A 14,203-nucleotide genomic window follows, 5' to 3' on the forward strand; every position below is an offset into this window, starting at 1 on the left:
GTTTTTGGTGACGCGAAGGAGAAGGCAGATGTCCGGCCACTCTAAATGGGCTACGACGAAGCACAAGAAGGCCGTGATTGACGCCAAGCGCGGCAAGCTCTTCGCGAAGCTGATCAAGAACATCGAGGTCGCTGCCCGCACCGGCGGTGTGGACCCCGAGGGAAACCCCACCCTTGTGGACGCGATCCAGAAGGCGAAGAAGAGCTCTGTACCGAACAAGAACATCGACTCCGCGGTCAAGCGTGGTGGCGGTCTCGAAGCGGGCGGCGTCGATTACCAGACGATCATGTACGAGGGTTACGGCCCGAACGGTGTCGCGGTGCTCATCGAGTGCCTCACCGACAACCGCAACCGTGCCGCGTCCGACGTGCGTGTGGCGATGACCCGCAACGGCGGCTCGATGGCCGACCCGGGTTCGGTCTCGTACCTCTTCAACCGCAAGGGCGTCGTCATCGTCCCCAAGGGCGAACTGACCGAGGACGACGTCCTGGGGGCCGTGCTCGACGCGGGCGCCGAGGAGGTCAACGACCTCGGGGACACGTACGAGGTCGTCAGCGAGGCCACCGACATGGTCGCGGTCCGTACCGCGCTCCAGGAGGCCGGCATCGACTACGACTCCGCCGAGGCCAACTTCCTGCCCACCATGCAGGTCGAGCTGGACGAAGAGGGCGCGCGCAAGATCTTCAAGCTGATCGACGCGCTGGAGGACAGCGACGACGTGCAGAACGTCTTCGCCAACTTCGACGTCTCGGACGAGGTCATGGAGAAGGTCGACGCCTGAGCCGCGCTCTGCGCAGCCTTCAGAGACGGGCCGACGGGGACACACCCCGTCGGCCCGTCGCATTGTCAGTGCGAGCCGATAGCCTGCGGGAACAGTTGACCGATCGGTACGGAGGGGGCGTCCCATGCGGGTGCTGGGTGTGGACCCGGGGCTGACCCGATGCGGTGTCGGCGTCGTCGAAGGCGTCGTCGGCCGCCCCCTGACGATGCTCGGCGTCGGCGTCGTACGTACCCCGGCCGACGCGGAGCTGGGCCACCGGCTGGTCGCCATCGAGCGCGGCATCGAGGAATGGCTCGACGAGCACCGGCCCGAATTCGTCGCCGTGGAGCGGGTGTTCAGCCAGCACAACGTCCGTACGGTCATGGGCACCGCCCAGGCCAGCGCCGTCGCCATGCTCTGCGCGTCGCGCCGCGGCATACCCGTCGCCCTGCACACCCCCAGCGAGGTCAAGGCGGCCGTCACCGGCAGCGGCCGCGCCGACAAGGCACAGGTCGGCGCGATGGTGACCCGGCTGCTGCGGCTCGACGCCCCGCCGAAGCCGGCCGACGCGGCCGACGCCCTGGCCCTCGCCGTCTGCCACATCTGGCGTGCCCCCGCGGTCAACCGCCTCCAGCAGGCCCACGCGGCAGCAGCCGCATCCCGCACCGCGCGCGTTCCCCGTACATCCGCAGTTCCCGTCCGGAAGGTTCCCCGATGATCGCCTTCGTCAGCGGCCCCGTCGCCGCACTCGCACCGACCACGGCCGTGATCGAGGTCGGCGGCATCGGCATGGCCGTCCAGTGCGCGCCCAACACCCTCGCCGCCCTCCGGGTCGGCAAGGAGGCCCGGCTCGCCACCTCCCTCGTCGTGCGGGAGGACTCGCTCACCCTCTACGGCTTCGCCGACGACGACGAGCGGCAGGTCTTCGAACTGCTCCAGACCGCCAGCGGGGTCGGACCCCGGCTCGCCCAGGCGATGCTCGCCACCCACAGCCCGGACGCCCTGCGCACCGCGGTCGCCACCGGCGACGAGAAGGCGCTCACCGCCGTCTCCGGAATCGGCAAGAAGGGCGCGCAGAAACTCCTCCTCGAACTGAAGGACAGGCTCGGCGAGCCCGTCGGCGCCCACATCGGCCGCCAGGGCATCGGCACCGCCGTCACCTCCTCCTGGCGCGATCAGCTCCAGGCCGCCCTGATCGGCCTCGGCTACGCCACCCGCGAGGCCGACGAAGCGGTCACCGCCGTCGCCCCCCAGGCCGAGGCGGCCATCGCCGAGGGCGGACAGGCCCCCGTGCCGCAGCTGCTTCGTGCCGCACTCCAGACCCTCAACCGCGCGCGCTGACCGGAGCGCCGCACCACGGGACCACCCCCGACGCCGGGCCGGGCACCGCACGGCACCGAAACACCCGAGGCGGGACAGACTGAATGAACTGGGACGAGACCGGACCCGACACCGACGAGCGGCTCGACGAGCGCCTCGTCCACGCCGACGCGGACGGCGAGGACACCGCGGTCGAAGCGGCCCTGCGACCGAAGGACCTGGACGAATTCGTCGGCCAGGAGAAGGTGCGCGAACAGCTCGACCTGGTCCTCAAGGCGGCTCGCGCCCGAGGCGCCACCGCCGACCACGTCCTGCTCTCCGGCGCGCCCGGCCTCGGCAAGACCACCCTCTCCATGATCATCGCGGCCGAGATGGACGCCCCGATCCGGATCACCTCCGGCCCCGCCATCCAGCACGCGGGCGACCTCGCCGCGATCCTCTCCTCCCTCCAGGAGGGCGAGGTCCTCTTCCTCGACGAGATCCACCGCATGTCCCGGCCGGCCGAGGAGATGCTCTACATGGCGATGGAGGACTTCCGGGTCGACGTCATCGTCGGCAAGGGCCCCGGCGCCACCGCCATCCCGCTGGAACTGCCGCCCTTCACCCTGGTCGGCGCGACCACCCGGGCCGGACTGCTGCCGCCGCCGCTGCGCGACCGCTTCGGCTTCACCGGCCACATGGAGTTCTACGCACCCACCGAGCTGGAGCGCGTCATCCACCGCTCCGCCCGCCTCCTCGACGTGGAGATAGACGCGGACGGCGCCGCCGAGATCGCCGGCCGCTCCCGGGGCACCCCCCGCATCGCCAACCGGCTGCTGCGCCGTGTCCGGGACTACGCCCAGGTCAAGGCCGACGGCCGGATCGACCGCCCGGTCGCCGCCACCGCCCTCGGGGTGTACGAGGTCGATGCCCGCGGCCTGGACCGGCTCGACCGCGCGGTGCTCGGCGCCCTGCTGAAGCTCTTCGGCGGCGGACCCGTCGGGCTGTCCACCCTCGCGGTCGCCGTGGGGGAGGAGCGCGAGACCGTCGAGGAGGTCGCGGAGCCCTTCCTGGTCCGGGAAGGACTGCTGGCCAGGACGCCACGCGGGCGGGTCGCTACGCCCGCCGCCTGGGCCCATCTGGGTATCGTGCCTCCGCAGCAAGGCGGAAAAGGACAACAGGGCCTGTTCGGGGCGTGATCTGTCACAGCTTGGCCGGAGCAGGAACCACCGGGCGAGTCCGGGCGTTGTTCCATCGATGCGGACTCGCTTAGACTCCGCCGATGCCGCCCTTACAGGTCGGTGTACCCACCCCCGTAGATACAGGCCGCCTTCCAGCGCGGTCGTGCGAAGGAAACTCGTCCCGTGAATCCCGTGACTCTCCTCCCCTTCATCGTGCTCATCGGGGCCATGTTCCTGATGACGCGGTCCGCCAAGAAGAAGCAGGCGGCCGCCGCCCAGATGCGCAACGAGATGCAGCCCGGCACCGGCGTCCGGACGATCGGGGGCATGTACGCCACAGTCAAGGAGCTGCACGACGACACGGTTCTCCTTGAGATCGCGCCCGGCGTCCACGCCATCTACGCCAAGAACGCCATCGGCGCCGTCCTCGACGACGCGGAGTACAACCGCATCGTCCACGGCGACGACGAGAGCGGTCTCGACCTCGACGGTGCCGTCGTCCCCGACGACGCCTCCTCGCTGACCGAGACCGACGCCGACAAGGACGTCTCGGACGACGCCCGGATCGACCTCGGCAAGAAGGCCGACGACGCCGAGCCGAAGGACGAAGAGTCCGGCAAGAAGTCCGAGGGCAAGGACGACGGCGAGGCCGACGCGAAGTAACCCACGCCCGGGGATGCCGTGAGCCCACCGGCGTCCGGCATACCCCGGACCGTGCGGTCTTCTGCGGGGGCGGGTCCCCACTACACTTCGTGGCCGCTCGGGCGCGTACCCGGCGCGGGGCGGTTGGACAGGGAGAAACGAGAAGGTGGCAGCACCGAAGAAGAGCCGAGGGGCGGCCGGCGGTCAGGGCAGGCCGGGGCGTTCCCTGGCCCTGATCCTGATCGCCATGGTCGCGCTCACCGGCGGGATGTTCCTGGCCCATCAGCCGACCCCACGACTGGGCATCGACCTGGCGGGCGGCACCTCGATCACGCTTGAGGCGAAGAGCGAGCCGGGCCAGGAATCGGCGATCAACAAGACCAACATGGACACCGCGGTCGAGATCATGGAACGCCGTGTCAATGGTCTTGGCGTCTCCGAGGCCGAGGTCCAGACGCAGGGCAAGAGCAACATCATCGTCAACATCCCCAAGGGCACGAACTCCGCCCAGGCCCGGGAGCAGGTCGGCACCACGGCCAAGCTCTACTTCCGGCCGGTGCTGACCGTCGCCCAGGGCACGCCCACCCCGACGCCCAGCGCCTCGTCGTCCGGCAAGCCCACCCCGTCCGGCAGCCCCGGCGCCCCCACCGCCGACAAGGGCAAGTCGTCGTCGGCGCCGAGCGCGAGCGCCACCACCCAGGGCCGCGCGGTCACCGGCGCTCTCAAGACCGACACCACGCCCACCCCCAAGGCGAGCACCACGCCGAAGGCCGACGCCACGCCGTCGGCATCCGCCGCCGACGAGGCCGCCGCCGCCAAGCTGCAGAAGCAGTTCGCGGAGCTCGACTGCTCCAGCAAGGCGTCCCGCGCCGAGGCCGCACGGGGTGCCAGGCCCACCGACACGGTCGTCGCATGCAGCTCCGAGGGTGACGCGAAGTACGTCCTCGGCCCGTCCGAGGTGTCCGGCACCGAGGTCGACAACGCCAAGGCCGGCTTCGACCAGCAGCGCGGCATGTGGATCGTCAACATGGAGTTCACCAAGAAGGGCTCCAAGCAGTTCCAGACGATCACCAAGAAGCTCTCCGCGCAGCAGTCCCCGCAGAACCAGTTCGCCATCGCCCTGGACGGTGAGGTCGTCTCCGCGCCCCAGGTGAACACCACGCTCAGCGGCAGCGCCGAGATCTCCGGCAGCTTCACCCAGCAGTCCGCCGAGGACCTGGCCAACGTGCTCTCCTACGGTGCGCTCCCGCTCTCCTTCCAGGAGCAGAGCGTCACCACGGTCACCGCCGCACTCGGCGGTGAGCAGCTCCAGGCCGGTCTGATCGCCGGTGCCATCGGCCTGGCCCTGGTGGTCATCTACCTGGTGGCCTACTACCGGGGCCTCGCGTTCATCGCGCTCCTGAGCCTCCTGGTCTCCGGCATCCTGACCTACACGCTCATGTCGCTGCTCGGCCCGGCCATCGGCTTCGCGCTGAACCTCCCGGCGGTCTGCGGCGCCATCGTGGCCATCGGTATCACCGCCGACTCCTTCATCGTGTACTTCGAACGGGTCCGCGACGAGATCCGCGAGGGCCGCACGCTCCGCCCGGCCGTCGAGCGGGCCTGGCCGCGCGCCCGGCGCACCATCCTGGTCTCCGACTTCGTGTCGTTCCTCGCCGCCGCGGTGCTCTTCGTCGTCACCGTCGGCAAGGTCCAGGGCTTCGCGTTCACGCTGGGCCTCACCACTCTGCTCGACGTGGTCGTGGTGTTCCTCTTCACCAAGCCCCTCATGACGCTGATGGCCCGTACGAAGTTCTTCTCCGGCGGTCACCCGTGGTCCGGCCTGGACCCGAAGCGGCTCGGCGCCAAGCCGCCGCTGCGCCGCTCGCGCCGTGTCAACGCCCCCACTGAACCGAAGGAGGCGTGAGATGTCGCGACTCGGCACTCTCGGCGCCCGTCTCTACCGAGGCGAGGTCGGCTACGACTTCATCGGCAAGCGCAAGATCTGGTACGGGATCTCGATCCTGATCACCATCACGGCCATCGTCGGCCTGGCGGTCAGCGGCCTGAACATGGGCATCGAGTTCAAGGGCGGCGCGGTCTTCACCACCCCGAAGACCAGCGTCACCGTCGCCAAGGCCGAGGACCTGGCCACGGAGGCCTCCGGCCACCAGGCGATCGTCCAGAAGCTCGGCAACGGCGGTCTGCGCATCCAGATCACCGAGGTCGACACCGCGAAGTCCGACGAGATCAAGACCAAGCTCTCCGAGGACCTCGACGTCCCGGCCGAGAAGATCGCCGCCGACCTGGTCGGCCCCAGCTGGGGTGAGCAGATCGCCAACAAGGCCTGGACCGGCCTCGGCATCTTCATGGTCCTGGTCGTGATCTACCTGGCCATCGCGTTCGAATGGCGCATGGCCATCGCGGCCCTGGTCGCGCTGATCCACGACATCACCATCACGGTCGGTGTCTACGCCCTGGTCGGCTTCGAGGTCACCCCGGGCACCGTGATCGGTCTGCTGACCATCCTCGGTTACTCCCTCTACGACACGGTCGTCGTCTTCGACAGCCTCAAGGAGGGGACCCACGGGATCACCAAGCAGACCCGGTGGACGTACAGCGAGATCGCCAACCGCTCCATCAACGGCACGCTGGTCCGCTCCATCAACACCACCGTGGTGGCTCTGCTGCCGGTCGCCGGTCTGCTCTTCATCGGTGGCGGCGTTCTCGGTGCGGGCATGCTGAACGACATCTCCCTGGCGCTCTTCGTCGGCCTCGCCGCCGGTGCGTACTCCTCGATCTTCATCGCCACGCCGCTCGTCGCCGACCTCAAGGAACGCGAGCCGCAGATGAAGGCCCTGAAGAAGCGGATCCTCGCCAAGCGCGCGGCGGCCGCCGCCAAGGGCGAGTCCGCCGAGGACGAGCAGTCGGACGACGACCACCCGCAGGACGCCGCACCCGCCGCCGCGGTCGTCGGCCAGCGCCAGCAGCCCCCCAGGGGCCACGGCCGGACCCCGGGGAATCGTCGATGACCAGCACCACCGAGGGCACCCGCGAGCTCCTGCTCAGCCGTATCCGCGACGTCCAGGACTACCCGAAGCCGGGCGTGCTGTTCAAGGACATCACCCCGCTGCTCGCGGACCCGAAGGCGTTCGCGGCCCTCACCGACATGCTCGCGGAGCTGTGCGTACGGCACGGCGCCACGAAGGTCGTCGGCCTGGAGGCGCGCGGCTTCATCCTGGCCGCCCCGGTCGCGGTCCGGGCCGGGCTCGGCTTCGTGCCCGTCCGCAAGGCGGGGAAGCTGCCCGGAGCCACGCTCAGCCAGGCGTACGAGCTGGAGTACGGCACCGCCGAGATCGAGATCCACGCGGAGGACCTGTCCGCCGATGACCGGATCATGGTCATCGACGACGTCCTCGCCACGGGTGGCACCGCCGAGGCCTCGCTGGAACTGATCCGGCGGGCCGGCGCCGAGGTCGCGGGCGTCGCGGTCCTCATGGAGCTCGGCTTCCTCCCCGGACGGGCCCGGCTGGAGCAGGGCCTGCGGGGCGCGCCGCTGGAGGTTCTGATCACGGTCTGAGCAGCACCGACCGTGAGCGGCGACGCATCGTGAGAGCAGGACGGGCACCCGGGAACAACCGGGTGCCCGTTCGGCGTTGTCAGGAGTCTCCACGGTCCCCGGGGGAGGACCGGCCACAGGGTGGATACGATGGCCTCTCCGGGTACCCGGATCCGCACGAGGAGCGCTCTTGCCAGACGAGGCCCAGCCAGTCGCCGCCCCGCAGCCCGACAAGCCCGCGGCGGCCTCAGCCACGCCCGGGAAGAAGCAGCCCGCGGACAAGCCGAAGCCCCCGGCCCCCGAGCCCGGTCAGGGCCCGGACCGGGCTGGCACCCCGGCACCCGGGGCCGCGCCCTCTTCCCCCGCGCAGCCGGCCGCCCCCGTCTCCCCGGCCACGTCCGCCCCGAAGCCCCCCGCGAAGCCCGTGGGCAGGCCGGTCCCGGCGAGCGCCCCAACCACCCGCTCCGGCGGTTCGTCCAACCGGGTGCGGGCCAGGCTGGCCCGTCTCGGCGTGCAGCGCTCCAGCCCGTACAACCCGGTTCTCGAACCGCTGCTGCGCATCGTCCGGAGCAACGACACCAAGACCGAGACGGCCACGCTGCGCCAGATCGAGCGCGCCTACCAGGTCGCCGAGCGCTGGCACCGCGGCCAGAAGCGCAAGAGCGGCGACCCGTACATCACGCATCCGCTCGCCGTCACGACGATCCTCGCCGAGCTGGGCATGGACCCGGCGACGCTGATGGCCGGGCTGCTGCACGACACGGTCGAGGACACCGAGTACGGCCTGGACACCCTGCGCCGCGACTTCGGCGACCAGGTCGCCCTGCTCGTCGACGGCGTCACCAAGCTGGACAAGGTCAAGTTCGGCGAGGCCGCCCAGGCCGAGACCGTACGCAAGATGGTCGTCGCCATGGCCAAGGACCCGCGGGTCCTGGTCATCAAGCTTGCCGACCGGCTGCACAACATGCGCACCATGCGCTACCTCAAGCGGGAGAAGCAGGAGAAGAAGGCCCGCGAGACGCTTGAGATCTACGCCCCGCTGGCGCACCGCCTGGGCATGAACACCATCAAGTGGGAGCTGGAGGACCTCGCCTTCGCGATCCTCTACCCCAAGATGTACGACGAGATCGTCCGTCTCGTGGCCGAGCGGGCCCCCAAGCGCGACGAATACCTCGCCATAGTGACCGACGAGGTCCAGGCCGACCTGCGTGCCGCCCGGATCAAGGCCACCGTCACGGGGCGGCCGAAGCACTACTACAGCGTCTACCAGAAGATGATCGTGCGGGGCAGGGACTTCGCCGAGATCTACGACCTGGTGGGAATTCGGGTACTCGTCGACACGGTCCGCGACTGCTACGCGGCGCTGGGCACCGTCCACGCGCGATGGAATCCGGTCCCCGGCCGGTTCAAGGACTACATCGCGATGCCCAAGTTCAACATGTACCAGTCGCTGCACACCACGGTGATCGGCCCCAGCGGCAAGCCCGTCGAACTCCAGATCCGCACCTTCGACATGCACCGCCGCGCCGAGTACGGCATCGCCGCGCACTGGAAGTACAAGCAGGAGGCCGTCGCGGGCGCCTCCAAGGTCCGTACCGACGTCCCCAAGAACACGGGCGGCGGCCGGAGCCAGGACACCGTCAACGACATGGCGTGGCTGCGCCAGCTCCTGGACTGGCAGAAGGAGACCGAGGACCCCAGCGAGTTCCTGGAGTCGCTGCGCTTCGACCTCTCCCGCAACGAGGTCTTCGTCTTCACGCCCAAGGGCGACGTCATAGCGCTGCCCGCGGGTGCGACCCCGGTCGACTTCGCGTACGCGGTGCACACGGAGGTCGGCCACCGGACGATAGGAGCACGGGTCAACGGGCGGCTCGTACCGCTCGAGTCGACGCTCGACAACGGCGACTTGGTGGAGGTCTTCACCTCCAAAGCGGCCGGCGCCGGACCCTCCCGGGACTGGCTGGGCTTCGTCAAGTCGCCCCGCGCCCGCAACAAGATCCGGGCCTGGTTCTCCAAGGAGCGCCGCGACGAGGCGATCGAGCAGGGCAAGGACGCCATCGCGCGTGCCATGCGCAAGCAGAACCTGCCGATCCAGCGCATCCTGACCGGCGACTCCCTGGTCACCCTCGCCCACGAGATGCGCTACCCCGACATCTCGTCGCTGTACGCGGCGATCGGCGAGGGACATGTCGCGGCCGCCGGCGTCGTGCAGAAGCTGGTACAGGCGCTCGGCGGCGAGGACGAGGCCAACGAGGACATCGCCGAGAGCTCGCCGCCCTCGCGCAGCCGCGGCAAGCGCCGCTCCAACGCCGATCCGGGCGTGGTCGTCAAGGGCGTCGAGGACGTCTGGGTCAAACTGGCCCGCTGCTGCACGCCCGTTCCCGGCGACCCGATCATCGGCTTCGTCACCCGGGGCAGCGGCGTCTCCGTGCACCGCGCCGACTGCGTCAACGTCGACTCGCTCTCGCAGCAGCCGGAACGGATCCTGGAGGTCGAGTGGGCGCCGACCCAGTCCTCGGTCTTCCTGGTCGCCATCCAGGTCGAGGCCCTGGACCGGTCCCGGCTGCTCTCGGACGTCACCCGCGTCCTGTCCGACCAGCACGTCAACATCCTGTCGGCGGCCGTGCAGACCTCCCGGGACCGGGTGGCCACCTCGCGCTTCACCTTCGAGATGGGCGACCCGAAGCACCTCGGCCACGTACTGAAGGCGGTACGGGGCGTGGAGGGTGTCTACGACGTCTACCGCGTGACCTCGGCCCGCAGGCCGTAGAACGGGCCCGGCACCCGTCGGCGGCCGGGCTCAGGCCCTGCGCCGCCGGGGGGACGGCGCCCGGCTACGCGTCGACCTCGTACTGCCCGTACTCCAGGAAGTACCGCATCTCCTCCGGCGTGCCGTCGATCGCCTCGCCGACCGCCGCGCGCATCGCTCGCTGATGTCCGTGCGGGCCAGGATACGGAAGAGGGCGACGCGGTCGTCCTCGGCCTGGGCGAGGCGGTAACCGGTCTCCAGCCACTGCCGGATGTCCTGCGGGGTGCCGCTGTCGAGGAGCTGGTTGATTTCCTTGGTGACGCGCTTGCCCGAGTCCGGGTCGGCGAGGATGCGGAAGAGGGCGACCTGGTCGTCCTCGGCCTGGGCCAGGGGGTAGCCGGTCTCCAGGAAGTACCGCATGGCTTCCGTGGTGCCGATGTCCAGGGCTTCGTTGGCCTCCCGGACGACCCTCTTGCCGCTGTCCTCGTCCGCCAGGATGCGCAGGATCGCGATCCGGAGGTCGTCGTCGGACATCTCGTCCACCGGGGTGCCGGAGCCGTCGGCCGCCGGTGCCGTGGCCGCGGCACCGGCCGGGGAGGCCTCCCCTAAGGCGAAGGCCGGGCCGGTCAGCAACAGCGCCGGGGCCAGAGCGGTGGCTGCGACGGTCAGGGCGGCGCGGGTCATTCTCATCGGTGGACCTGCCTCAAGGACGTAGTGATCTCGGCGGATCCGGCAGCCGCACGAAGCGCGCCGGTGCGGAGATCATCGCTCCTGTCCCGGCCCGGGTCACTGCCCGGTTCCGGCAGTCGTCACGACCCTTCGCTGCCGACTGCGCGCAGCGGGTCGCCGCTGCAGCAGTTCACCGTGACCACATCACTGCGAGACGGCGAGCGCCACGTACGCACTGGCACGCGAGAGGGGCTTCCCCGCGCGAACGCGGAGAAGCCCCTCGGGCGAAGTCAGGAGGCGTCAGCCGCCGAACTCCTCCAGGCCCTTGAGCGCCTGGTCCAGCAGCGCCTGCCGGCCCTCCAGCTCCTTGGCGAGCTTGTCGGCGCGGGCGTTGTTGCCAGAGGCGCGGGCCGTGTCGATCTGCGAACGCAGCTTGTCCACGGCCGCCTGCAGCTGACCGGTCAGACCCGCGGCGCGCGCACGCGCCTCCGGGTTCGTCCGCCGCCACTCCGACTCCTCGGCCTCCTGGAGCGCCCGCTCCACCGCGTGCATCCGCCCCTCGACCTTCGGGCGGGCGTCACGCGGTACGTGGCCGATGGCCTCCCAGCGCTCGTTGATGGCCCGGAACGCGGCCCTGGCCGCCTTCAGGTCCTTCACCGGCACCAGCCGCTCGGCCTCGACCGCGAGCTCCTCCTTCAGCTTGAGGTTCTCGCCCTGCTCCGCGTCCCGCTCGGCGAAGACCTCGCTGCGGGCGGCGAAGAAGACGTCCTGAGCACCGCGGAAGCGGTTCCACAGCTCGTCCTCGGCCTCGCGCTGGGCGCGGCCCGCCGCCTTCCACTCCGTCATCAGGTCGCGGTAGCGGGCGGCCGTGGCGGCCCAGTCGGTGGAACCGGAGAGCGACTCCGCCTCGACGACCAGCTTCTCCTTGGCCTTGCGGGCCTCCTCGCGCTGGGCGTCCAGCGATGCGAAGTGGGCCTTGCGGCGCTTGGAGAACGCCGAGCGGGCATGCGAGAACCGGTGCCAGAGCTCGTCGTCGGACTTGCGGTCGAGCCGCGGCAGGCCCTTCCACGTGTCGACGAGCGCACGGAGCCGCTCGCCCGCGGAGCGCCACTGCTCGCTCTGCGCCAGCTCCTCGGCCTCGGCGACCAGAGCCTCCTTGGCCTGCTTCGCCTCGTCGGTCTGCTTCGCCTTCTGGGCCTTGCGCTCCTCGCGCCGCGAGTCGACCGTCGCGACGAGCGCGTCGAGACGCTTGCGCAGAGCGTCGAGGTCACCGACGGCGTGATGCTCGTCCACCTGCAGACGCAGATGCTCGATGGCGGTCGTCGCGTCCTTCGCCGACAGGTCGGTGGTCTTCACCCGCCGTTCGAGGAGGCCGATCTCGACCACAATGCCCTCGTACTTGCGCTCGAAGTAGGCCAGAGCCTCCTCGGGGGAACCCGCCTGCCACGATCCGACGACCTGCTCGCCGTCGGCTGTCCGCACGTACACGGTGCCGGTCTCATCGACACGGCCCCACGGGTCGCTGCTCACAGCGCCTCCTCCACCTGATGCCCGCGAGGGGGTTCGCCCCCCTGGCATCGTCCACAGTTTCCTGGGGCGGGCAGCGCCCGCCCTGCACAACGCCAATCTAGGCGACCGGCCGCCCGGCTGTCCGCACTCAGCGCGGCCGAAAAAAATCCGTCCCGCGCCAGGACCTGTCAGGGCCGGGCCGGCCGCCCCGGGCCGGTCACGACTTGTCGACAGCGGCCTTCGTGATCTCCACGGCCTTCTTCGGCGCACCGTCGGGGGCGCCGCCCTCCGCACCCGCCGCACCGATCTCCTTGACGACCTTCAGCGAGGCGTCGTCCATCGTGCCGAACGGTGTGTAGTTGGGCGGCAGCTTGCTGTCCTTGTACACCAGGAAGAACTGGCTGCCGCCGGTCTGGGGGCCGGCGTTGGCCATCGCCACCACACCCGCCGGGTAGGTCACCGTGCCGTCGGCGCCCGCCTTGCCCAGCCCCGTCAGGTTCTCGTCCGGGATCGTGTAGCCGGGGCCGCCGGTGCCGTCGCCCTTGGGGTCGCCGCACTGGAGGACGAAGATGTTCTGCGTGGTCAGTCGGTGGCACTTGGTGCCGTCGAAGAAGCCCTTGTCGGCCAGCGACTTGAAGGAGTTCGTGGTGTGCGGGGTCTTCGCCGCGTCCATCGTGAACTTGATGTCGCCCTGGCTCGTCTTGAGCGACATCGCGTACTCGGCCTTCTTGTCGATCTTCATCGCCGGCTCGGGCGCCTTGCTCTCGCTGGGCGAGGGCGACGCGTCGGCCGACGGGTCCGCGCTCGCGGCGGCGTCCGCCTTGTCCTTTTTGCCGTCGTCGTCGAGGGCCAGATAGGAGCCCACACCGATGACCGCCACCACGGCCACCCCGGACGCGATGACGGCCGTCAGCCGCCTCGTCCTGCGGCGGGCCTCCTCCCGGCGCTGCTGCTGCCGCTCGAACTTCTCCCTGGCGAGCTGCCGCCGCCGCTGATCGCTGCTGACCACCGGGTGATCTCCTTGTAGGTCGTGTGATGGGCCTTGGCTGCCCCGTACCGTATATGGGTTAGCTGTGGAATGAGGAGCGCCGGTAGGCTCTGAACTGCCGCGACCTTCTCAGTCGCAATCCGCCGTCGGACGACCATTAAGGACGATCGTGCTCATTGCCGGGTTCCCCGCAGGGGCCTGGGGGACCAACTGTTATCTGGTCGCCCCGGCCGCAGGCGAGGAGTGCGTGATCATCGACCCGGGCCACCAGGCCGCGGCCGGAGTCGAGGAAGCACTGAAGAAGCATCGGCTGAAGCCCGTCGCCGTCGTACTGACCCACGGCCACATCGACCATGTCGCCTCGGTCGTCCCCGTGTGCGGCGCGCACGACGTCCCCGCCTGGATCCACCCCGAGGACCGCTACATGATGAGTGACCCGGAGAAGGCCCTCGGCCGCTCCATCGGGATGCCGCTCATGGGCGAGCTGACGATCGGGGAGCCGGACGACGTCAAGGAGCTGAGCGACGGCGCTCTGCTGAAGCTGGCCGGTCTGGAGTTCGGTGTCGCGCATGCGCCCGGCCATACCAAGGGGTCGGTGACGTTCAGGATGCCCGAGGCCGCGGATGTTCCGCAGATCCTCTTCTCGGGCGACCTGCTCTTCGCCGGCTCCGTCGGACGCACCGACCTGCCCGGCGGCGACCACGCCGAGCTGCTCGAGTCGCTGGCCCGTGTGTGCCTGCCGCTCGACGACTCGACCGTGGTGCTGTCCGGCCACGGACCCCAGACGACCATCGGCCGTGAGCGCGCCTCGAATCCGTTCCTGAACGGCATGGACGCGCCCCGACGAGGAATGTGACGAGAGAAATCC

The 14,203-nt window shown here is 70.1% G+C and carries 12 protein-coding genes and 1 pseudogene; 10 read left to right on the forward strand and 3 right to left on the reverse strand.

Annotated features, from left to right (window positions below; translation table 11 throughout):
* The first annotated feature begins 28 nt into the window (after positions 1-28).
* The 9 genes from ACIRJP_RS13195 to ACIRJP_RS13235 all read left to right on the forward strand — a co-directional run bounded on the left by ACIRJP_RS13195 (position 29) and on the right by ACIRJP_RS13235 (position 10,190).
* The gene (locus ACIRJP_RS13195) at positions 29-781 is read left to right on the forward strand and encodes a YebC/PmpR family DNA-binding transcriptional regulator (protein WP_072484508.1); all 753 of its coding nucleotides are present in this window, start codon (positions 29-31) and stop codon (positions 779-781) included.
* A 124-nt stretch (positions 782-905) separates the two neighbouring features.
* Positions 906-1,478, forward strand: a complete 573-nt coding sequence (ruvC, locus tag ACIRJP_RS13200) for a crossover junction endodeoxyribonuclease RuvC (RefSeq protein WP_404172140.1) — start codon at positions 906-908, stop codon at positions 1,476-1,478.
* Positions 1,475-2,101, forward strand: a complete 627-nt coding sequence (ruvA, locus tag ACIRJP_RS13205; protein WP_266735907.1) for a Holliday junction branch migration protein RuvA — start codon at positions 1,475-1,477, stop codon at positions 2,099-2,101. Before ruvC ends, ruvA begins: the two co-directional genes overlap by 4 nt.
* An 83-nt stretch (positions 2,102-2,184) precedes the next feature.
* Positions 2,185-3,258 (forward strand): Holliday junction branch migration DNA helicase RuvB, encoded by a 1,074-nt coding sequence (ruvB, locus tag ACIRJP_RS13210; RefSeq protein WP_356081303.1) that lies wholly within the window; start codon positions 2,185-2,187, stop codon positions 3,256-3,258.
* Between the two features lie 165 nt (positions 3,259-3,423).
* On the forward strand, positions 3,424-3,903 hold the full coding sequence (yajC, locus tag ACIRJP_RS13215) for a preprotein translocase subunit YajC (protein ID WP_404172144.1): 480 nt from the start codon (positions 3,424-3,426) through the stop codon (positions 3,901-3,903).
* Between the two features lie 145 nt (positions 3,904-4,048).
* Positions 4,049-5,788: a protein translocase subunit SecD gene (gene secD, locus ACIRJP_RS13220; protein ID WP_404172147.1), complete on the forward strand. Its 1,740-nt coding sequence runs from the start codon at positions 4,049-4,051 to the stop codon at positions 5,786-5,788.
* A gap of 1 nt (position 5,789) precedes the next feature.
* Entirely contained in the window at positions 5,790-6,893 is a 1,104-nt protein-coding gene (gene secF / locus ACIRJP_RS13225) for a protein translocase subunit SecF (protein ID WP_404172150.1), read from the forward strand.
* Positions 6,890-7,441 carry an adenine phosphoribosyltransferase gene (locus ACIRJP_RS13230; protein ID WP_404172153.1) on the forward strand — a complete coding sequence of 184 codons (552 nt, stop codon included), beginning with the start codon at positions 6,890-6,892 and terminating at the stop codon, positions 7,439-7,441. Before secF ends, ACIRJP_RS13230 begins: the two co-directional genes overlap by 4 nt.
* A gap of 169 nt (positions 7,442-7,610) precedes the next feature.
* A complete protein-coding gene (locus ACIRJP_RS13235) occupies positions 7,611-10,190 on the forward strand; it encodes a RelA/SpoT family protein (protein ID WP_404172156.1) in 2,580 nt (859 codons plus the stop codon).
* 64 nt (positions 10,191-10,254) lie between these two features.
* Here ACIRJP_RS13235 and ACIRJP_RS13240 read toward each other — a convergent pair.
* From ACIRJP_RS13240 to ACIRJP_RS13250, 3 genes and pseudogenes are all read right to left on the reverse strand, one after another.
* Positions 10,255-10,859, reverse strand: a pseudogene (locus ACIRJP_RS13240) (ALF repeat-containing protein).
* Positions 10,860-11,138: 279 nt separating this feature from the next.
* Entirely contained in the window at positions 11,139-12,368 is a 1,230-nt protein-coding gene (locus tag ACIRJP_RS13245; protein WP_266735896.1) for a DUF349 domain-containing protein, read from the reverse strand.
* Between the two features lie 196 nt (positions 12,369-12,564).
* The gene (locus tag ACIRJP_RS13250; protein WP_404172159.1) at positions 12,565-13,356 is read right to left on the reverse strand and encodes a peptidylprolyl isomerase; all 792 of its coding nucleotides are present in this window, start codon (positions 13,354-13,356) and stop codon (positions 12,565-12,567) included.
* Between the two features lie 148 nt (positions 13,357-13,504).
* Between ACIRJP_RS13250 and ACIRJP_RS13255 the strand changes: the two genes are divergently transcribed.
* A complete protein-coding gene (locus tag ACIRJP_RS13255; protein WP_266917225.1) occupies positions 13,505-14,191 on the forward strand; it encodes an MBL fold metallo-hydrolase in 687 nt (228 codons plus the stop codon).
* The last annotated feature ends 12 nt before the right edge of the window (positions 14,192-14,203 follow it).

The organism is Streptomyces sp. NPDC102437 (genome assembly GCF_044765565.1).
In the GTDB taxonomy this organism is placed as follows: Bacteria; Actinomycetota; Actinomycetes; order Streptomycetales; family Streptomycetaceae; genus Streptomyces.